A 21,151-nucleotide genomic window follows, 5' to 3' on the forward strand; every position below is an offset into this window, starting at 1 on the left:
CCCGTCCCAAAAAGACTACCCAAATGAGCTGCCTTGTCATGTGTTGATGTTAAGGGAGGACTCCTGTTGAAGACTGTTCATGTTGCCGCTGGGATCATTCGCAAGGAAGGATCCGATGAGCTGCTTGCCGTGCAGCGCGGCTACGGCGACATGCGGGGACTTTGGGAGTTCCCCGGTGGCAAGCTCATGCGCGGCGAGACGCCCGAGGACGCCGTACGCCGCGAGCTCATGGAAGAGCTGCAGGTCAAAGTCACCAACCTGCGCGATTTCTATACCGTTGAGTACGACTACCCCGATTTTCATCTCTCCATGGAGTGCTACTACTGCTCGCTGGCTAAAGAATCCGATGAGCCCCAGAAGCACGACCGCCAGCTCGATATCCGCTGGATTCCGCGCACCTCGCTTGCCACCGTTGAGTGGATGCCCGCCGACAAAGGGCTTATCGATGCTCTGATTGAGTTGAAGGAAGATCGGCTTGAGGCCAACGGCGCCGCCGATGACGCCACGCCCAACACGGCCGACAAACCCGCCACCAAACCCAAGCGCGCACCTAAGCGCCGCAGCAAAAAGCGTCCCAAACCAGGTCTGCTCGACGGCATCGATACCTCGGACCTCTCCGCTGACGAGCGCGAACTGGTGCGCCGTCGCGCCGCTATAAAAAAGTCCATGAAGGGCAACAAGCGCGCCAACACCAAACCCGAGCTGCTCGTTCGCCAGCGCCTGCGGGCAGCGGGCCTTACGGGATACCGTCTGGAATGGAAGGTACCCGGCAAGCCCGACATCGCCTTTCCCGGGCGCAAGATCGCCATTTTCGTCAACGGCTGCTTTTGGCATCGCTGCCCTAAGTGCAATCCGAGCCAGCCCAAGCGCAATGTTGAGTTTTGGGAGGCAAAGTTTCGCCGCAACGTCGAGCGCGACCGAGCCGCCATCGACGCGCTTACCCAAATGGGCTGGACGCCCATCACCGTCTGGGAATGTGAGCTCAAGAAAGACCGCATCGACGCCACCATGGAAAAGGTCATCGAACAGGTACGCGCCGCCGCACCGCAGCGCTAACAGCGATCAGTCACACGCTCCGCACGTCCGCGCCACATCCGAGCCGCAAACCTTAGAAAGCCCTTAAGCTCAAAACCTTTCAAGAGTGTTATTCGATACCTTTGACCTGCGGTTTCATTGTTATATCAAACCTGATTAAGCCTTTCTTTAGCGCTTCTTTGCAGCAGCCGCGGCATAATACTGCCAACGCACGAGACCTAGCAGCACACCCCGTGCGCAACCTTTTGGTGAACATCGAGGAGGCCGCATAAGCATGCATTCTTCCAATGACGCAGCACAGCAGCCATCCCTAAAACATGCAGGCTTTTTCTCCTTCCCCCCGACACAGAGAAACGGCCTCCTCGACTCCCCCACCACAAAAGCCAAACGCTCAACCGATCAGAATCTCAACTTGCGAATATCCTTTGATAAGCTCCAAGCATCCCTAAACAAGTCATTCCCCAACCAAACCCGGGCATACTAACCCCCACCAACAAAGCGCCCCCGCGCACCACTATTCCGCCCCAACGCCACAAGGGCGATCGAGCAGGGCCGTCCGGAAACGGAAAAGGGCCTATCTCTCAGAACATTCCGCAGGACGGAGGAAGCCCCGCAGCGCGTGCGCGCAGCGGGGCTTCCGACATGTCCGAGGACGTTCTGAGAGATAGGCCCTTTTCCGTTTCCGGACGGCCCGGTGGGATCAGAGTACCCTTGCTGTTACTCTGCTTTGCCCACAGAGTTGAGGTTGGTCATGCGGATCTTAACCAGCTCGGTGATCTCACGCATGCCCTCCTTGGCCGGCTTCTTGGGATCGAAGCAGGCGGGGTTCTCGGCCATGTAGGCCATGAAGCCCTTGGTGTAGGCCTGACGCAGCTCGGTAGCGTAGTTAACCTTGCAGATGCCGTTCTTCACAGCCTCGGCAACCTGCTCATCGGGCACACCGGAAGTGCCGTGCAGAACCAGCGGCACGTCGACGGCGTCGCGGATGGCCTTGACCACGGACTGCTCGATGTGCGGATCGCTCGTGTACACGCCGTGGCTGGTGCCAACGCCAATGGCCAGCGAGGTGCAGCCGGTGCGCTCGACGAACTCCTTGGCCTCGGCAGGATCGGTGTAGGGGCTCTCGCCCTCAACCGCGGGACCGTCGTCCTCCTTGCCGCCAACCTTGCCGAGCTCGGCCTCGACGGGCACGCCCATGGCGCGGCCAGCGTCAGCGACGGACTTGGTCAGGGCAATGTTGTCCTCAAAGGACTCGTGCGAGCCGTCGATCATGACGGAGGTGTAGCCCGTGCGGAAAGCCTGCATGCAGCGGTCATAGCCATCGCCGTGATCGAGGTGCAGAGCGACGGGCACGGAAGCGCGCTCGGCAGCGGCCTTCACCATGCCGTAGAAGTAGTCCAGACCAGCGGTCTTGATGGTGCCCGGGGTGGTCTGCATGATGACGGGGGACTTGGTCTCCTCGGCAGCGGCCAGAACGGCCATAACAAACTCGAGGTTCTCGACGTTGAACGCGCCGACGGCGTAGTGGCCGGCCTGAGCGTCCTTGAGCATCTTTTCGGTGGTAACAAGTGCCATGAGCGTTTGCTCCTCTCCCTCGCCCGCATCTGGACATCGGGCGTAGTTGTTCACAAGGCGTTTTACCTTGCGTTTTACTGCGCTCATTGTATGAAATTCAGCGGCTTTGCACGTGCGAGATATTGAGTCCATGCAGGCCAATACAGTCGTTTTTGAAAAGTAAACGGAAGGAATCGGAAGCGAGTGGGCGTGTTCGATATTGAATTTTGAGCGTTTAGCATCTTTCTTTTATAGAAAAGATAAGTAATCGAAAGGTGTTTTCTTACTCAAAAAGAAAATGAACGAAAATAGAGTCAACACAATTCCTGCAAATTTAGCCGAGAATGGAGCAAATATGGCCCAAGCTACCAACCGTGCTTTTGCTGACGAGCGCCGTACCGCCATTATGGAAATACTCGAGCATAACGCCTCGGTGCAGGTAGCAGAAATCGCCCAGACCTTTGGCGTGTCCTCCGTCACCGCCCGCGCCGACCTGGACGCGCTCGCCGAAGCAGGCAAGCTGCGTCGCACACATGGTGGTGCCGTATCGCTCCACAAACGCCTGACCGTCTCCACACAAGATCGCCGCATCAATGTCAACGTCGCCGCCAAGCAGGCCATCGCGCAAAGCGCCATCGGGCTCGTTAATGACGGCGACACGCTGCTCGTCGACTCGGGTACCACGGCGCTCGAATTCGTCCGACTCCTCGATCAGCGCGACGGCATCACCGTTATCACGGCCGACATTACCATCGCCGATTATATTGACGAGAGCATGCCCTCGGTCGATGTCGTTATGCTGGGCGGGGCACTGCGCAAAGGTCATCGCTATCTGTACGGCCCACTTACCATGCAGGCGCTCCAAATGGTCCACGCCGACCTTGCCGTCATGTGTCCTGGCGCTTTTGTTCCCGGCTGCGGCTTTACGACCGACTTTCCGCAGATGGCCGAGACCAAAGCGGCTATGGTCGGTGCCGCCCGTCAAAGCGTCGCCCTCATGGACGCCAGTAAGGTCAACGGACGCGGCATGTACCGTTTTGCCGAGCTTGCCGACGTCGACATCATCGTGATGGACAGCGACCCCGACGCCGCCGTCGCCACCTCAATCGCCGAGGCCGCCGACAGCGCACGTCCAGCCCTCATCATCGCCGGCGCTTAAACAAAAACCACCACAAAGGGCCTGTCCCCTTTGTGGTGGTTTTGCCCGTTAAAAGCGAAATATCGCTACTTGGAAAGCTCGTCGGCGAGGGCCTCGATCTGGGCGCGCGATGTGTCGTTGAGCGAGCCCAGGACAGTCACCTTGTTCTGCGCCAGGGTGATGTCCTTCATGCCCTCGAGTTCCTTGGTCATAACCTTGGCAGCGGCGGGCGTCCAGGAACCGGCCTCGACGAGCGCCACGGTGCGGTTCTGGTAGGCATGCTCGGCGAGCGTGTGGATAAAGGTGCTCATGAATGGGAAGATCTCGCCCTGATAGGTGATGGAGGCGAGCACCAGGCGGTCATAGCGGAACGCATCCTCAACGGCCTCGGCCATGTCGTCGCGAGCCAGGTCAAAGACGGAAACCTTCTGGCCGCGAGCCTCGAGCGCTGCGGCGAGCTCCTCGACGGCAGCCTTCAGATGTCCATACACACTCGCATAGGCAATCGTGATGCCCTCGTCCTCGGGCTGATAGCTCGACCAGGTGTTGTAGGTGTCGAGGTAATAGCCCAGATTCTCGGTAAGGACAGGACCGTGGAGCGGGCAGATGATCTGAATATCCAGATCGGCAGCCTTTTTGAGCACGGCCTGCACAAACTTGCCGAACTTACCGACGATGCCAAAGTAGTAGCGGCGAGCCTCGCAAGCCCAGCCCTCGGGATCCTCGATGTCGTTGGCGCCAAACTTGCCAAAGCCGTCGGCGCTAAAGAGCACCTTGTCGGTGGCCTCATAGGAGAAGAGCACCTCGGGCCAGTGAACATTGGGGGCTCCGATAAAGGTCAGGCTGTGGCCGCCCAGGTCGAGCACATCGCCCTCTTTGACAACCATTTTGCGCTCGGGGAAGTCGGTGCCAAAGTAGTTGACCATCATGCGGAAAGCACCCATGCTGGCCACAATCTGCGCCTGGGGATAGCGCTCCATAAAGGCGGCGATACCGGCGGAGTGATCAGGCTCCATATGATGGATGACCAGGTAGTCGGGCGTACGGCCATCGAGCGCGGCCTCGAGGTTGCCGAGCCACTCGTCGACAAAACCACCGTCGACCGAATCGGCGACAGCGATCTTTTCGCCCAAGATAACGTAGCTGTTGTATGCCATACCGTTCTCGGACACATCGTACTGGCCCTCGAACAGGTCAATGTCGTGGTCGTCGACGCCAATGTAGCGGATATCCTTGGTGATCTCCATCAGACAAAGCCTCCTAGATAGACAAAATAACTTGTCTATCATAGCACTTGGCAGCATTCCAACTGTTATCTGCCGGCATCCTTACCGATTGTTATTGAAATACGATAAATCGTCGTTTACCTGCGCAAACTATGAGCGTGGAATCGCCGTGCTATGTCGAATAATGAGCTGGCCGGGAATACGAATAGCAACGGTTTTGCCCGTCGTACCCGCCTCGGGAACCGCGTGCTCAAACACCTCGCGTCCACGCTGATGTAAATCGAAACGAACGGTCGTGAGCTCGTTATGCGCGACAAAGTCGTCGAGCGAATCGTCGACGCCCACCACGCTTACGTCCTCGGGCACGCGCAGGCCGCTATCACGCAGCGCGGCAATCGCGCCATTTGCCATCTGATCGTTTGCCGCATAAATCGCCGTCATGGTGCGATCGTGCTCGGCCAGGTACCTGCCGGCCTCGTAGCCGCTGTTGGCAGACCAGTCGCCCTCGAGCGGCGCCTGCGGCTTAATGTGCTTATGCTCGAGCGCATCCTGCCAGCCGGCGCGACGAAATTGCTCGTCGACCGAGAACGACGGGCCGCCAATATAGCGAATTTGCTCGTGCCCCAGCTCAAACAGATGATCCATAAGCAAGAGCGAGCAGCCGTAATGGTCGGAGTCGACCGTGGTCACCCGCGGGTGCGCGTACATGGTAACAATAACCGTGCCAATGCCCGGCAGCGGATCAAACGTCTCAAAATCGGGCGCCATGCGGCTCATGCCGATGATGATGCCGTCCACCGGCAGCGCAGCCATACGACGCGTGGCCTCGGCAAGCGAAAACTCCTCGGTCTTGGACATCTCGACCAGCGTGATGGCGCAATTATGCTCTCGAGCAGCGCTGGCGATGCCATCGATCATTGAGAGGTTGCCAAACTTGGTGATATCGTTGACGCACAGACCGACCGAATGGTAACGGCCGTCGCGCAGCGAGCGGCCGGCATAACTCGGACGAAAACCGAGCTCTTGCATAGCGGCCTGCACGCGCTGGCGCGTCTGCTCGTTAACGTTGGGCAAGCCGTTGGCGACGCGCGAAACCGTCTGCTGCGAAACACCGGCAGCGCGGGCGACGTCGGCCATGGAGACCGGACGCGTACCTGTATCGTTGGACGAGTGCCTTGCCACAGAATCACCTTCACCCTTGCGAGATCTGAATAGCGTGCATGCCGGCCCGGGCAGAAATATATCCCGCTCCGAGGCCCGCTATCGTCGGACGCATGTTAACGTACTCTACTTTTTCTATCTGTATCTCTTCTGCTTTATAAGTCCATACGGCGGTACCGTTCACGGCTGTAATTCTACCGACTACCAGATTCTCAAAAAGTGACAAGAGATCTGTTATGAGTACGTTAACATAGCCCGTAACGTGCGGCATCGTGAACACTTGGTTCATGCCGCTTCAAGTTGTTAACGTATTCATAGCGACGCAAAACTCACCCGTGCGCGCCAAGGAAAGGACTCCCATGACCACCCCCGACGAAAAGACACTCACCATGCTCACCAAGCTGTTTGAGGAGGAGTTTGGACCCATCGGCGACCGCCAGGTGCTCTACGTGCACGCACCCGGGCGTTCTGAGATCAGCGGCAATCACACCGATCACGAGGGCGGCCATGTTATCGCCGGCTCGCTCGATGTCGCCGTTGACGGTATCGCCGTGGCAACCGACTCCAACAAGATCCGCGTCGCCGACGAGGGCTATCCTACCTTTGAGATCACGCTCGATACGCTAGATGTTCAGGAGTCCGAGAAGGGCACGTCCGCAAGCCTCGTCCGCGGCATGGCCCACGAAATCGCTGCTCTGGGCGTTGAGCCCCAGGGCTTCGACTTCGCCTTCACCTGCTCCGTTCCCTCGGGCGGCGGTCTTTCGAGCTCCGCTGCTGTCGAGGCGGCGTACGGTCGTGCCATGGAGGCGCTCTGGGGCGCACCCGCCATCGAGCCCGTCGCGCTCGCCCAGATGAGCCAGCGCACCGAGAACAACTATTACGGCAAGCCCTGCGGTCTTATGGACCAGGCCGCCGTTTGCTTGGGCGGCCTCGCCTACATGGACTTTGAGGACCAGGCTCAGCCTAAAACCCAGAAGCTCGAACTCAACTTTGAGGATCACGGCTATGCGCTCGTGCTCGTTAAGGTTGGCGCCGACCACGTGGCCGCCACCGACGACTACGCCGCCGTTCCGCGCGAGATGCAGGACGTCGCCGCCGAGTTTGGCAAGACACGCCTGTGCGAGGTAAACGTGGTGGATTTTGACGCCAAGCTCCCTGAGCTACGCGCCAAGCTGGGCGACCGTGCCTGCCTGCGCGCCCTTCACTACTGGTACGAGAACGGCCTGGTCGATAAGCGCTGGGCAGCCCTTAGCGCCGGCGACATCGACCAGTTCCTGTTCCTGACGCGCGAGTCCGGTGCCAGCTCCGCCATGTACCTGCAGAATGTCGTCGCCAAACTGGGCTCCGAGCAACCTTCCATGTATGCCTTGGCGCTGGCCGAGCATGTGCTCGACGGCCGCGGCGCCGTCCGCATCCACGGCGGCGGCTTTGGTGGCACTATCCAGGCCTTCGTGCCACTCGATCTTGTCGACACCTTCATCATCAAGATGAACGGCTGGCTGGGCGAGGGCTCTGCCCGCCACTACGCAATTTCTGACAAGGGGGCTTACGCGGCATGGCTGTAATGACTGATGTGCGCGAGGCCGCGCAGGGCCTGATTGAGTATGCCATCCATCGATCCATGATCGGACAGGATGACCGCATCTGGGCCTACAACACCATTCTCGAGTGCATCGGCGCCACGGGTCCCGCGCTCGACATGGCTTGGGCGATGCAGAACGAGAAGCTCTCGCTCTTGCACCCCGATACGCTCCCCAATTTTGACCTGGAGGGCACGCTTGCCGCGCTTTCCGAGGACGCCGTTGCCAACGGCGCTGCCGAGGACACGGCGTCGGGCCGCGACCGCATCGCCATGCGCATCATGGGCGCGCTCATGCCGAGGCCTTCGGTTGTAAACGAGGAGTTCAACGGACGCATGGGCGTCAACGAGCCCCGCGCCGCGACCGACTGGTTCTATGGTCTGTGCTGTGACGCCGGTTACGTGCGCCGCGCCGCCATCGCGCGCAATATCAAATGGAGCACCCCCACCAACTGGGGCGACCTGGAAATCACCATTAACCTGTCGAAGCCCGAGAAGGACCCGCGCGACATTGCCGCGGCCGGCGCCGCAAAGAACACGGGCGAGAAGTATCCCGCCTGTCAACTGTGCATCGAGAACGAGGGCTACCCTGGACGCTCCGCCGCTGCCGACGGCGGCGCCCATCCCGCTCGCCAGAACCTGCGCGTCATACCCATCCAGCTCGACGGCGAGCGCTGGGGCTTCCAGTACAGCCCGTACGCGTACTTTAACGAGCACTGCATTGCCATGAGCGCCGAGCATCGCCCGATGCACGTCGACCGTAAGGGACTGACCTGCCTGCTCGATTTTGTGGACCTGTTCCCGCACTACTTTATTGGCTCCAACGCCGACCTGCCCATCGTGGGCGGCTCGATTCTGTCGCACGATCACTTCCAGGGCGGCGCGCACGAGTTCCCCATGATGCATGCCGCCGAGGTCTCGCAGTTTAACGTGCCCGGCTTTGACCAGGTCAGCGGCACCGTGTTGCAGTGGCCGCTCTCGGTGCTGAGACTGCGCTCGCACGACCGCGCCCAGCTGCTCGACGCCGCCGAGAAGATTATCCTCGCCTGGCGCGAGTGGACCGATGAGTCTGTGGGCGTCATCGCGCACACAGCCGACGGCGTGGCGCATAACACTGTGACGCCCGTCATCCGCCGCGTCGACTCTCGCGGCAATGCCGGCGGCAAGATCTACGAGGCCTACCTGGCACTTCGCTGCAACATCACAACCGACGAGCATCCGCTGGGCGTATTTCACCCGCATGCCGAGTACCACCATATTAAGAAGGAGAACATCGGCCTGATCGAGGTCATGGGCCTGGCCATTTTGCCGCCGCGCTTGGTTCCCGAGCTCGGCGCTGTCCGCGAGCACTTGCTGGCAGCCAAGGCCGATGTCAGTTACGACCTTGCCGGCGCGCTCGAGGGCGACGACCTTTGCCGCAGCCACGCCGCATGGGCCGAGGACGTCTTTGCCCGCCGCGCCGACGAGCTTACGGCGGATAGCGCCATCGATATCCTGCACGAGGAGGTCGGCATGGTGTTTGGCCACGTGCTCGACAACGCCGGCGTCTTTAAGTGGGACGAAGCCGGTCGCGCCGCCCAGCAGCGCTTTATCAACTCGCTGTAATGATCCCTTGGGGACGGAGGAAAACGGATCATTTCGTCTTCAAGACAACGGCGCCCGCCGGCAACATCGCCGGCGGGCGCCGTTTTTGGTGCAAGGGCAGCTAATTTGGGACGGGGCTATTTTGACTACTTTGCATCTAGAAGTAGTCAAAATAGCCCCGTCCCAAATTAGCTGCCTCTCATGAGAGTGGAAAATCTCCCACTCTAAGCCCGCTTGCGAGCCCAAAATGGGAGATTATCCACTCTCGTTTTGTTCGGTACGCCGTAACTCTAAAGTTCGGTTACCTCTACGCTGTTGTAGACCTCGTCCCAGCGGTCCATGACCAGGTGGCCGGTCTTGGGATCCATAGCGTTGAGCTTGCCGCAGGTATTGGCGGTCTTGAGCACCGTGACGTCGTCGGCACCAGCAGCAATGGCATGCGCAAAACCGGCGATGGTCGAGTCACCGGAACCCGTCGCGTTTACAGCCGCAATCGCGGGCGTCTTGGCGCGGAACGCGCGGCCCTCATGGAAGCCCACCGAGCCGGCAGCGCCCATCGAAACGACGACCCAGGGGATACCGGCAAAACGGTCATCGGCGGCAAGCGCCTCGCGCAGAGCATCGACATCATCGGTCGTAAAGGACGTACCCAGCAGGCCGTTAATCTCGGTCAGGTTGGGCTTTACGAGCTCGGGCTTAGCTTCGGACTCCAGCGCGGCCTCCAGCGATGCACCCGAGGTGTCGAGTAGCACCTTGGCGCCCGCCTCCTCGGCGATCTTGACGAGCTCGGCATAGTAGCCGGCATCGACGCCGCGCGGCAGCGAGCCCGAAAGCGTCACAACGTCCGCCTTCGCTGCAAGCTCGGCGAACTTGGCCGTAAAGGCCTCGAGCTCGGCCGGGGCGATCTGCGGGCCGCTCTCCAAAAGCTCGGTCTGATTACCCTCGTGCAGAATATTCAGGCAAATACGCGTCTCGCCGGCAATGGGTACAAAGTCGTTCTTGACGCCGTCGGCATCCATAAGCTCGGCCATATAGGCACCCATGTGACCGCCAAGCAGGCCAGTCGCGAGCACATCGTCGCCCAACTGCAGCAGCACACGGCTCACGTTGAGGCCCTTACCGCCAGCGGTCTTTTCGGGCGTCACACGGTTAACATCGTCGATGACCAGCTTATCGAGCTGATAGCGCGTATCAATCGACGGGTTCATGGTAACAGTCAGAATCATATTGAACTCCTGTTTCCGGGGCACGACACGCGCGACCCCAAACATACGATAGCTCGTTAAAGGATCTCGATCTCAAAGCCGCGGGTGACGGTCTCCCCCGGCTTGGCCACCAGGCAGCCGCGCTTGTGCTCCAGAATATCGTCCTCGTCGGAGCAGGTGGACAGGCCGCCCCACGGTTCCACGGCCACAAAGTCACCCTCGGGCTTGCTCCACACAATCAGGTACGGCATATCGGGGAACGTCAGGCGCACGCCCTTGTCCTCGGTCTTCTTGGTCAGCGTAACCACGCGGCTCTCGAGCACGTCAAAGATGGTCTCCGCAAAGTCAAAGAGTTCGTGGGTCAGCGGCAGGTCATGGCCAACCATCGGGTTCTTGCTGCGATGCTCAACATCAATCAGGCCCGTCGAGGGAACGGCAGTGCAGAGGTCGGTGGCCTCACGCTGCTCAAAACGAAGCTCGTAGTCGTCATAGGACTCGCCCTCGTCGAGCGGGCACTTAAAGCCGGGGTGACCGCCCACAAAGAACGGCATGTCCTCGGTGCCCTCATTGGTCACCTCGTACGACACGGCAACCTTTTCCGAATCGATCGTGTAACGAGCAACGATCTTAAACGGATACGGGTACTGCTCGAGCAACTCGGCATGGTCGGCAGAGCTTAAGCTCAGCGCAACCATGTTGTCGCTCTGTTCCTCGAGCTTCCACTCCTGCTTGCGCGCAAAGCCGTGGCGGGCGAGCTTTACCTCGCGGCCGCCCATGGTCATTGCGTGGCCGTCACGAAGGCCACCGCAGATCGGGAAGCAAATGGGGGCCTGGCCCGACCAGACTGCCGGATCACCCTGCCACAGGTACTCACGGCCGTTGGCCGCAATAGAAGTGAACGACCCGCCCGCCGTGCTCAGTGCCACGCGGATAGAACCGTTATCAAGAACAAACTCCATAGGAGTCTTCCCTTTCTTACGACAGCCCACCAAGTCAATAGGGCTGATAGAAAACCGGCCCGCGCCCCCTCACAGAAACGCGAGCCGTCAATTGAAAAGCTGCAGAATGCCGGGTACCGCCAAGAGCGAAGCACTCAAGCCAAGTAAGCAAACGTGTTATCGGAGCAGCTTACTGAACCAGAAAGCTTCGCAACAACAGCGGTAACCCCACAGGTGCCCCCAACGTCAGCGAGCGGCGATCAGGTGCCCCAGGTCGCCGCGAAAGAGGAGCGACGCGTACTTCATGTACGCGAGCGACGGTTTGAGTGGCGAGATGGGGTGCCTGGGCGTCGCGCAGCGTCGACCCGTTACGCGGTTTGGCAAAACCGCGTAACCCCACTAGTCGTGGTATTCGCCGCGGTCCCACTTCTCCAGGAACTCGTCAAAGAAGTGTGGGTCAGCCTGAGCCTCGGCGTCGGCCTTATTGCAGGCATCGATCTTGGCGATCAGGGCATCGTGCTCGGGGGTCTTCTCGTAGGGCTCCTCCAGGAAGGCAAGCATGATATCGGCCATCAGGAACTCACCGGTGATCTTGCCGCCAAAGCCCACGATGTTGGCGTTGAGCTCGCGACGGGCATACAGGGCAGAGGTCATGTCGCGAACCAGGGCACAGCGGGCGCCGGGAACCTTGTTGACGGCGTTGGTGATGCCGATGCCGGTGCCGCACAGGGCCACGCCAAAGTCGGCCTTGCCGCTGGCAACAGCCTCGCCCACGGCCTTGCCGTAGATGGGATAGTGCGTACGGGTGTGGCTGTAGGTGCCGCAGTCGAGCACCTGGTAGCCAGCCTGCTCCAGGCGGTCGGCCAGATAGATCTTCTCGTCCGTAACGATATGGTCGCAACCGATTGCGATGGTCTTCTTCATCAGAACGTCCTTTCGTCTGAATTCACAAGTTGAGGTAGAAGTTCGAGTTCTCGGTGGCTCTCGTTAGGCCATCTTGTTGAGCATGTCGACACGGATCTGGTGACGGCCGCCGGCGTACTGTGCACGCAGGAACTCGCGGGCGATCTTCTTGGCGACCTCGGTGCCCACAACGCCCGGGCCCATGGTGACCATGCGCGAGCCGTTGTGCTCGCGGGTCATGTAGGCGGAACGCTCGTCGGAAATGTTAGCGACGACCATGCCCTTGATCTTGACGGCGGCCATATAGGAGCCGACACCGTACTTATCGAATGCGAAGCCCTGGGAATCCTTGTGCTCCAGCAGGTCCTTGGCAACGGCGGTAGCGGAATCGACAAAGTCCGCGGCAGGGGTCTCGGAATAGTCGACGACCTCGTGACCATCGGCGATGAGCATCTCCTTGATGGACTCCTTCATCGACATACCGTCGGCATCGGAAGCGATTACAACCCTCATGACATCCTCCTTGAGAGATACGCAGGTGCGTTGTTTCTGTTTGGAAGTGTTGAATCTCGTTCAGGTCCGGGCATCTGAATGTGCGATTCTTCACTGTTCATGTTTATTTGAACACATTCGAACAGTAACTGCAACAACTTTTTGTTTATCTTTGTTCTTTTTTGAACAAATACCGTTCACGGATGATTGCTGACCGTTTGGACCGGGCGCGGGCGTAGCGACCATGTGTTCAACAAACAAAAGGGCGGCCGAGAACGTGTCTCGGCCGCCCTTCGGCGGTATTCCCCGGTATATACAGCTGTTTTAGCTACTAGGACTGCCCGCCCTTCTTGGCATGCTTGGACGGAGTGCCCAGAAAGCGGCCCGTCAAATAATTCGTCGGCCCGGAAATATCAATCCCCAGCAGTGTGTGCCCCAGCCACAAAAACGCCGCGAGCACCAGCAATGGGATAACGCACGAGGTCACTATCATCACAATGACGCCTTCGATCAGATCGGTCACCTGCTGCACAATCTCATCGGTCATCTGCTTGGCGCCGCTGGTCACCGTCGTGACGAGACCCGAGGCACCGTCGGCAAGCTGTTCAAGCACGTTCTTGGACTCTGCGGACTCGGTCTTTTTCTTGTTTGCTTTGGAGCTATCGCTATCTGCCGCACTCGCAGCGTCAGTCGCCTTTTGCTCGGCCGCCTCGATGCTCACTCGATACGTTTCATCAACCTTCTGCGACACCCATACGCTCGCGGGCACCAACACCATGCTAATTATGGCGACCACCAGCACACGCATTGCCACGCGACGAATGACCGTGCTCGTGCTCCAGCGTCCGTGACTGCCGAGCGACGCTGCAAAGAGCACCAGCGCAAACGGGATCAGGATGCCCAGGCCAACCGACCACAAAATCGTGAGTAAATATTTCTCTAGGTATAGCACGGCAAGCACGATACCAAGATTACCCGAAAGCTGTGCGAGCTGCTCGGCAACCGGCGTTCCCGTATCACCCGGCAGCGCGGTAATGCCCGCAGATAGGGCGACGCACGAGGTCGTGAGCGCCAATACATTGCCCTTCTTTTGATCGATGACCTCGATGGTGGAGTCCCAAGTCTTGGTATCGGCAAAATGCGGGCGCGCCACAAAGCCCGACAGCAGCGCCAGTACCACGAGCGCAACGATAAAGCCAATCTGCAGCTTTTTGTTTGCGCACACGACATCGGACAGGCTGGGCTGCAGCTCGGTCACCGTTGTTTGCTCGGTTATCTGGACAGGACGCCCATGAGCCATCTCGCTCGCGTCTCTCTTTTGAATCGATCCGTTGTCCGGCATTTGGATACCTCCTCATTCCGGACTGTATTGCGGATGGAAGTATACCCACCCAGCGAAAAACCGAACGGCAAGAGGCGCAACAGACTGCTGCATGGCCTGCCCGCCATGAAATGGGCCCATCTACTACGTTTAACCGCCTATCTCCGACCATGCCCCGTGGCGTAAAAACAAAACCACAGGTAGAACGCTTGCAGTTTTTCATGAAACGCAGGTGTGTTCGGGGGTATCGGGTTAAACGTAGTAGATGCGCCAGTTTCGTGGCGACGCTGCCAACCGATCCCCTGGGGACGGAGGAGAACGGATCATTTTGGGCCGTCAGCCCCTATTTCACCGCAACTTGGAGGAGGACAGAAAAAGCCCTGCTGCGGGTAGCGGCAGGACTTTTGGAAGGGGCTTGGTTGTGAGGGCTCGTTAGGCGAGCTTGGCCTCGAGCTCGGCGATGCGCTTGTAGGCATCGATGGTAAAGCGGGTCTGCTTCTCCAAGATCATAGTGGTCATGAGGGTGTCCTGAGCGTGAGCCATGATGAAGGTCATCTCCATCTCGCCGCCGCCGGCCTCCTGCGAAAGCAGCTTGGTCTGCGTGTCGTGGGCGCCGATAAGTGCATCGCTGGCATCCTTGTGCAGCTGTTCGGCCTTCTCAAAGTCACCCTCGCGAGCAGCATCGAGCGCTGCAAGCAGATCGGTCTGGGCGTCACCTGCGTATGCAACAATCTCGAATCCAACCATCGAGATTTCTTCTTTGGTTGCCATATTGCGTTCCTTTCACATATGAACCAACGGAGAGCATCGCGTCCGGGCATCCGCGCTGCGCTGTGTATGACAGAAACATTAACATTCAAACAATAAAGAACAATACAAAACGTAATTTCGAGCTATGAACGGTCACTTTTAACCCGCGAACGGTTTCCAAACCATTTCGAACAATATCAAACATGATTAACGGAAACCCAAACAGGACCGCGCCCTAACGCAAATCGCGCACCGTATCGCCCTCTACGAGCACGCCGGGGATCAGCATGTGCTCCACGCCAGACGCAACTCCCTCGGCGCCGGCGATCTTGTCGACTGCCCACATGCCGACACGCTTGTTGTCAAAGCGCACGGTGGTCAGGCGACGATCGGGCACGATGTCGCCCAGACTATCATCAACCCCCACCACGCTCACGTCCTCGGGCACACGCCTTCCGCGCGACTCGAGTCCGCGAATGCAGCCGTAGGCCATGGCGTCATTGGAGGCATAGATGGCAGTACAGGTCGGATCGTCCGCCAGAGCCTGGCCTGCGGCATATCCACTCCGCGCCGTCCAGTCGCCACGGATGAGTCGCGGCAGCTCAATACCATGCGCGCGCAATGTCTCGCGCCAGCCCTCCTCGCGCTGCATGCCCGAAAGCGAGCGTTCGGGACACGAGATAAAGTGCACGGTCTTGTGTCCCTGCCCCAGCAAGTACTCGACAACCTGGCGCGAACAATCGAACTGATCGTTATCGACCGTCGAGCACAGCGGGTGCTCCAGCATGGTAACGAGCACCGTCTGCATACCAGGCAGCGGCTCAAAGGTGCCAAAGTCCACCGGCATGCGATTCATGATCACAACCATGCCATCCACCGGCAGTGCGCTCATGCGCGACGATGCGCTCTCGAGGGTATACGGATGTCCATCTACTTTAGTGAGGGTAATGGCGTAGCCGTGCTTATCGGCGGCGGCGGCAAAGCCCTCCATACGGTCGAGGTTGCCGGTACCGGTAATGTTGAACATGGCGACGCCGACGGTCTTAAACTTGCCGCGGCGCAGCGATCGACCGGCAAAATTGGGGCGATACCCCAGCTCGCGCATGGCGGCACGCACGCGCTCCTTGGTCTCGGGGCGCACGCTGGGCGAATCGTGGACGGTGCGCGAGACCGTCTGTTCTGAGACGCCCGCGAGGCGCGCCACATCCTTAACGGAAACCGATTTTTTAACAGCGGCCATAGGTCGATCTTTCTATGTCAACGATGCCATTGGTGGCACCCTACGCAGTCAAATGAAACGTCTTCAAGTATATCTAACGCCTCCCCCACCATACGCTCACCACCCAAAACCTACCGTTCACCGACATTTTTGCTTCCCCGAACGGCTTTTATCGCCCAAATGTTAACGTTGCCATTGTGCAAACACAGAGCCACCGGGCGGCTCAAACGTTTACGCGCAAGAAATCGACGGTCCGCAGGCACAGGGGCCATCGGTTCGCATCTTATTTTGTGTCACAAAATGGCAACGTCAACATTTTGGCAACCAAACGTCAAAAGCTACCATCGTTGCTAACCCACCGACTCTTAGGAGCTTTGCATGGAGCAACTCATCGCCACCATCGAAAAGGGCCAGCCCTTTTTCAACGCGATCGCCCGCAACAAGTACCTCAAGGCGATCCGCGACGGTTTTATCTCCGTCATCCCCATCATCATCTTCTCGTCCATCTTCTGCCTGGTAGCCTCGGTCCCCAACATCTGGGGTTTCTACTGGCCCGATGACATCAACAACGCCCTGTGGAAGTGCTACAACTACTCCATGGGCATCCTGGCCATCGCCTGCGCCGCTACCACGGCCAAGCATTTCGCCGACGCCCAGAACCGCGATCTGCCCAAGAATAACCAGATCAACTTTATCTCGTGCATGTGCGCGGCCATCATCGGCTTCTTGCTCCTTTCGAGCGACACCATCGCCACGGATGCCGCCAGTGGCTTCAACACCACCTACCTTGGTTCCAAGGGCCTACTGACCGCCTTCATCGCTGCGTTTGTGACCGGCATCATCTACAAGTTCTTTATCAAGCGCAACATCACCGTCAAGATGCCCGAGCAGGTTCCGCCCAACATCTCGCAGACCTTTAAGGACATCATCCCCTTCTCCGTCTGCATCACCGTCTTTTGGGTCTTTGACATCGTCTTCCGCGCTGCCTTTGGCTTCTGCTTTGCCCAGGGCGTCATCCAGGTGTTCCAGCCCCTGTTCACCGCTGCCGACGGCTACATCGGCCTTGCTGTGATTTACGGCGCCATGAGCCTGTTCTGGTTCGTGGGCGTCCACGGCCCCTCGATCGTCGAGCCCGCCATCGCCGCCGCCCTCGTTTCCAACATGACCGACAACCTGGCTGCGTTCCAGGCCGGCCAGCACGCTTCCGCTGTCCTGACCCAGGGTGCCCAGTACTTCGTCGTCTGCATGGGCGGCACCGGCGCCACGCTCGTCCTGGTCTTTATGTTCTGCTTCCTGGCCAAGTCCCAGGAGATGCGCGCTGTCGGTAAGGCCGCCATCGTCCCCGTGTGCTTTGCCGTCAACGAGCCGCTGCTGTTCGCCGCGCCTATCGTGCTCAACCCCGTCTTCTTTGTCCCGTTTGTCTTTGCCCCGATCGCCAACATCTGGATCCTCAAGATCTTTATCGACTTCTTGGGCATGAACGGCTTTATGTACACCCTGCCTTGGACCGTCCCCGGCCCCATCGGCACCATCATGGGCCTGGGCTTCCAGCCGCTCGCCTTTGTGATGCTCGCCCTTATCCTGGTCGTCGACTTCGTTCTGTACTATCCGTTCTTCCGTGCCTATGACGCCCAGAAGTGCGCCGAGGAGGCCGAGATTTCCCAGGAGGAGCTCGCCGCCAAGAACGCCGAGAAGGCCGCCAAGCTCAACGATGCCTTCCAGGGCAAGGCCGACGCCAAGAGCGTTGCCGCCGGCGCTGCTGCCGAGGCCGTGGAAGCCGGCGCTCCCGCCGCTTCCGCAGCACCCGCTGCCGAGGCAACGGCCACCAGCGACCTCAACGGCAAACGCGTGCTCGTGCTCTGCCAGGGTGGCGGTACCTCGGGCCTGCTCGCCAACGCGCTGGCCAAGGCCGCCAAGGAGCGCGGCATCAATCTTGAAACCGCTGCCGAGGCCTATGGCAACCACGTGGACATGCTCCCCGACTTCGATCTGGTCGTCCTGGCCCCGCAAGCCGCAAGCTACCTGGCCGACCTGCAGAAGGACTGCGAGCGCGTGGGCAACAAGTGCGTCGCCTGCCGCGGTAAGCAGTACATTGAGCTTTCCCAGAACGGCGATAAGTCTCTCGCCTTCGTAAGCGAGCAACTCTCGAAGTAAGTAACGAACAGGGCCAGCCGACCATCCAAGACCGGCTGGCCCTTCGATTTAGACGATTGGATCATCATGTCCGTTAACCCTGCTAGCGTCACCAACCCGCCTGCGCAGTTTCCCGAGGACTTTGTCTTTGGCGGCGCCACTGCTGCCTACCAGGTAGAGGGCGAGACCCGCACCCACGGTAAAGGCAAGGTTGCCTGGGACGACTTCCTGGAGGCCCAGGGGCGCTTTTCCCCCGATCCCGCTTCGGACTTCTACAACCAGTACCCCGTCGATCTGGAGCTGTGCGAGGAGTTCGGCATCAACGGCATTCGCCTCTCCATTGCCTGGAGCCGCATCTTCCCCAACGGCACCGGCGAGATCAACCCCGAGGGCGTGCAGTTCTACCACGATCTCTTCGCCGAGTGCCACAAGCACCACGTTGAGCCGTTTGTCACGCTGCATCACTTCGACACGCCGCTTGCCCTCTTTGAGAAGGGCGACTTCCTCAACCGCGAGACCATCGATGCCTTTGTGGACTTTGCCACCTTCTGCTTTAAGGAGTACGCCGACCAGGTGACCTACTGGTTCACCTTTAACGAGATTTGGGCCGATGCCTCCAACACCTACATCGAGGGCACCTTCCCCGGCGGCGTCAAGGCGCATCTGGCCGAGGCTTTCCAGTGCGAGCACAACATGATGCTCGCCCACGCCAAGGCCGTACTGGCCTTCCACAACGGCGGTTTTAAGGGCAAGATCGGCGTCATTCAGTCGTTGGAGTTTAAGTATCCGCTCAACGAGAACGACCCCGCCGACATCAAAGCCGCCAACAACGAGCACGTGTTGCAGAACCAGTTCTTGCTCGACGCCACCTTCCGCGGCGACTACGCGCCCGACACCCTCGAGTGCGCCAACCGTCTGGCTGCCGTCTCGGGCGGCACCATCGAGATCCTGGACGAGGACCTCGAGATTATGCGCGAGGCCGCGCTCTACAACGACTACCTGGGCGTCAACAACTACCAGTGCCGCTTCTTGAAGGCTTACGACGGCGAGAACGACCTGCACCACAACGGTACGGGCGAGAAGGGCACCGGCCGCTGGCGCGTTAAGGGTATTGGCGAGCACGTGAACAAGCCTGGCATCCCCACCACCGACTGGGACTGGATCATCTATCCCGAGGGCCTGTTCGATCTGCTCGTCTACATTAAGCAGCGCTACCCCAACTACAAGCAGATCTTCATTACAGAAAACGGCATGGGCTACAAGGACCCCTACAAGGACGGTTTTGTGGACGACCAGCCGCGCATCGACTACATCGAGCAGCACTTGCGCTGGCTGCTCAAGGCCATGGAGGTGGGCGTCAACGTGGGCGGCTACTTCCTGTGGAGTCTGCAGGATCAGTTCTCCTGGACCAATGGTTACAACAAGCGCTATGGCTTCTTCTACGTTGACTTTGAAACCCAGAAGCGCACGCCCAAGGCAAGCGCCTACTGGTACAAGCACGTGGCGCAGACCCGTCGTCTGGACTAGCGGCTGGCGACCAGCGGAATTGCCCCGCTCACATAACCTGTCCCCATTTCTCAGCCGGGGGTGGCACGTCACACGGCGCGCCGCCCCCCGGCCTTTTGTTTTTGTTCGGCTGGGGGGCCGCTTGTCTCGATCTGTAACATCTAGCCGAGTTTTTGGTCCCTAGCTGTTACAAATTAAGACAAACCGGGGAGACGGGGCCGAATTGTCTAAATCTGTAACACTAAAACCGGTTTTGGACGTCTGGTTGTTACAGATTGAGATAAACGCACAGGACAATCCTCTCAATCTCGATCTGTAACATCTAGCCGAGTATTTCGGTCCTAACTGTTACAGATTGAGATGAACGAGCCAAGCACGTCTACGCCCGCAGGTCCTTCACGCTGGAACGCTCGACCAACACGCCCGAGACGAGCGTACGGCTTATGGAGCTCGGGGCTTCCAGACCTGCGACGACTTCGTTAAGCGCACGGATGCCCAGCTCGCGGTGGCGAAACTTCACCGACGTCAGAATCGAGTTGGGAATCGTCTTGTAGAGCTCATCGTCGAAGCCGATCACGGACACGTCGTCGGGCACACTGAGCCCTTTGTCACGTAGAGCCATCATCACGCCGTTTGCCATGCAGTCGTTAGCAGCGAGGACCGCCGTGCAATCGGGCTTATCGGCAAGCACAAGGCCCGCGGCATAGCCACTATCCGCATTCCAATCACCTTGCAGAGGCTCGGGCGGCTCAATGCCACGCGCCTCAAGTGCCGCACGCCAACCTTTCATACGACACTGACTCGACAGCGACTCTTTTTTACCAGAAACGAAATACACGTTCTTGTGCCCGCGATTTAAGAAGTACTCGCACGCCATGCGCGCACCGTCCTCTTGATCGTCACTAACGGTAGAGCAGGTAGGATGTTCCATCGGCGTGATAATCACCGTCTTGAGGTCTTTCGGCGCCTCAAAGGTATCAAAGTCATCGACCATCTGACGCAGGTTGAAGATCATGCCATCAACAGGAAGCTGCGACATCCTGCGCGCCGCTTCGGCAAGGGTCATCTTCTCCCCCGCCCGCTTTTTGATCATCGTGAGCGCAAAGCCTCGCTCTTCGGCGGCATCGGCGATTCCGTCAATCATGTCCACGGCGCCGCCCGACAAGTGGAACAGCACGACGCCGATGCACCCGTAACGGCCCAACTTGAGTGAACGCGCGGCAAAGTTCGCCCGGAACCCAAGCGCCTCCATGGCAGCATGGACCCTATCGCGCGTCGACTCGCGCACGCTATCGGGCTCGTTGATCACGCGCGACACCGTCTTGAGAGAAACACCCGCGGCAATCGCCACATCGTTCATCGAAACGTTTTTCTTGTCCATCGTTGCCACTACTTCTCCAGTCGGTT

At 59.2% G+C, this 21,151-nt stretch carries 17 protein-coding genes; 6 read left to right on the forward strand and 11 right to left on the reverse strand.

The features are described from left to right. Positions 1-66 precede the first annotated feature (66 nt). The gene (gene vsr / locus ACTNA2_RS04140) at positions 67-1,056 is read left to right on the forward strand and encodes a DNA mismatch endonuclease Vsr (protein ID WP_441048683.1); all 990 of its coding nucleotides are present in this window, start codon (positions 67-69) and stop codon (positions 1,054-1,056) included. 696 nt (positions 1,057-1,752) lie between these two features. Here vsr and ACTNA2_RS04145 read toward each other — a convergent pair. Then, the gene (locus tag ACTNA2_RS04145) at positions 1,753-2,610 is read right to left on the reverse strand and encodes a class II fructose-bisphosphate aldolase (protein WP_022095149.1); all 858 of its coding nucleotides are present in this window, start codon (positions 2,608-2,610) and stop codon (positions 1,753-1,755) included. 334 nt (positions 2,611-2,944) lie between these two features. Between ACTNA2_RS04145 and ACTNA2_RS04150 the strand changes: the two genes are divergently transcribed. Next, entirely contained in the window at positions 2,945-3,748 is an 804-nt protein-coding gene (locus tag ACTNA2_RS04150; RefSeq protein ID WP_441048684.1) for a DeoR/GlpR family DNA-binding transcription regulator, read from the forward strand. 65 nt (positions 3,749-3,813) lie between these two features. Here the strand turns inward: ACTNA2_RS04150 and ACTNA2_RS04155 are convergent, their stop codons facing one another. After that, entirely contained in the window at positions 3,814-4,974 is a 1,161-nt protein-coding gene (locus ACTNA2_RS04155) for an FprA family A-type flavoprotein (RefSeq protein WP_427793971.1), read from the reverse strand. A 129-nt stretch (positions 4,975-5,103) separates the two neighbouring features. Beyond that, positions 5,104-6,090 (reverse strand): LacI family DNA-binding transcriptional regulator, encoded by a 987-nt coding sequence (locus ACTNA2_RS04160; protein ID WP_441048729.1) that lies wholly within the window; start codon positions 6,088-6,090, stop codon positions 5,104-5,106. 383 nt (positions 6,091-6,473) lie between these two features. Between ACTNA2_RS04160 and ACTNA2_RS04165 the strand changes: the two genes are divergently transcribed. Continuing rightward, a complete protein-coding gene (locus ACTNA2_RS04165; RefSeq protein WP_441048685.1) occupies positions 6,474-7,679 on the forward strand; it encodes a galactokinase in 1,206 nt (401 codons plus the stop codon). Continuing rightward, on the forward strand, positions 7,670-9,298 hold the full coding sequence (locus tag ACTNA2_RS04170) for a UDP-glucose--hexose-1-phosphate uridylyltransferase (RefSeq protein WP_441048686.1): 1,629 nt from the start codon (positions 7,670-7,672) through the stop codon (positions 9,296-9,298). Before ACTNA2_RS04165 ends, ACTNA2_RS04170 begins: the two co-directional genes overlap by 10 nt. 269 nt (positions 9,299-9,567) lie before the next feature. Here ACTNA2_RS04170 and ACTNA2_RS04175 read toward each other — a convergent pair whose 3' ends face one another. The 7 genes from ACTNA2_RS04175 to ACTNA2_RS04205 all read right to left on the reverse strand — a co-directional run bounded on the left by ACTNA2_RS04175 (position 9,568) and on the right by ACTNA2_RS04205 (position 16,126). Next, positions 9,568-10,503, reverse strand: coding sequence for a hexose kinase (locus tag ACTNA2_RS04175; RefSeq protein ID WP_427793974.1), 936 nt, complete (start codon positions 10,501-10,503; stop codon positions 9,568-9,570). Positions 10,504-10,559: 56 nt separating this feature from the next. Continuing rightward, a complete protein-coding gene (locus ACTNA2_RS04180) occupies positions 10,560-11,441 on the reverse strand; it encodes an aldose 1-epimerase family protein (protein WP_427748000.1) in 882 nt (293 codons plus the stop codon). A gap of 378 nt (positions 11,442-11,819) precedes the next feature. Continuing rightward, entirely contained in the window at positions 11,820-12,344 is a 525-nt protein-coding gene (gene lacB, locus ACTNA2_RS04185) for a galactose-6-phosphate isomerase subunit LacB (RefSeq protein WP_346981957.1), read from the reverse strand. 63 nt (positions 12,345-12,407) lie between these two features. Next, entirely contained in the window at positions 12,408-12,836 is a 429-nt protein-coding gene (gene lacA, locus ACTNA2_RS04190) for a galactose-6-phosphate isomerase subunit LacA (RefSeq protein WP_006234830.1), read from the reverse strand. A 310-nt stretch (positions 12,837-13,146) separates the two neighbouring features. Next, complete coding sequence (locus tag ACTNA2_RS04195; RefSeq protein ID WP_441048687.1) at positions 13,147-14,157, reverse strand: hypothetical protein; 1,011 nt, start codon at positions 14,155-14,157, stop codon at positions 13,147-13,149. Positions 14,158-14,568: 411 nt separating this feature from the next. Next, positions 14,569-14,907: a PTS lactose/cellobiose transporter subunit IIA gene (locus tag ACTNA2_RS04200; RefSeq protein ID WP_006234827.1), complete on the reverse strand. Its 339-nt coding sequence runs from the start codon at positions 14,905-14,907 to the stop codon at positions 14,569-14,571. A gap of 214 nt (positions 14,908-15,121) precedes the next feature. Further along, positions 15,122-16,126 carry a LacI family DNA-binding transcriptional regulator gene (locus tag ACTNA2_RS04205; RefSeq protein ID WP_441048688.1) on the reverse strand — a complete coding sequence of 335 codons (1,005 nt, stop codon included), beginning with the start codon at positions 16,124-16,126 and terminating at the stop codon, positions 15,122-15,124. Between the two features lie 357 nt (positions 16,127-16,483). Between ACTNA2_RS04205 and ACTNA2_RS04210 the strand changes: the two genes are divergently transcribed. Together ACTNA2_RS04210 and lacG are read left to right on the forward strand one after the other, a co-directional pair. Beyond that, positions 16,484-18,259 carry a PTS lactose transporter subunit IIBC gene (locus tag ACTNA2_RS04210; RefSeq protein WP_427718986.1) on the forward strand — a complete coding sequence of 592 codons (1,776 nt, stop codon included), beginning with the start codon at positions 16,484-16,486 and terminating at the stop codon, positions 18,257-18,259. Positions 18,260-18,325: 66 nt separating this feature from the next. Then, positions 18,326-19,765, forward strand: coding sequence for a 6-phospho-beta-galactosidase (gene lacG, locus ACTNA2_RS04215; RefSeq protein WP_154514977.1), 1,440 nt, complete (start codon positions 18,326-18,328; stop codon positions 19,763-19,765). Between the two features lie 358 nt (positions 19,766-20,123). On the opposite strand, the gene ACTNA2_RS04220 is transcribed toward lacG, so the two are convergent. Then, positions 20,124-21,125 carry a LacI family DNA-binding transcriptional regulator gene (locus ACTNA2_RS04220; protein ID WP_441048730.1) on the reverse strand — a complete coding sequence of 334 codons (1,002 nt, stop codon included), beginning with the start codon at positions 21,123-21,125 and terminating at the stop codon, positions 20,124-20,126. Positions 21,126-21,151 lie beyond the last annotated feature (26 nt).

The organism is Collinsella sp. HCP28S3_E9 (assembly GCF_052065455.1).
Taxonomy (GTDB): Bacteria; Actinomycetota; Coriobacteriia; order Coriobacteriales; family Coriobacteriaceae; genus Collinsella.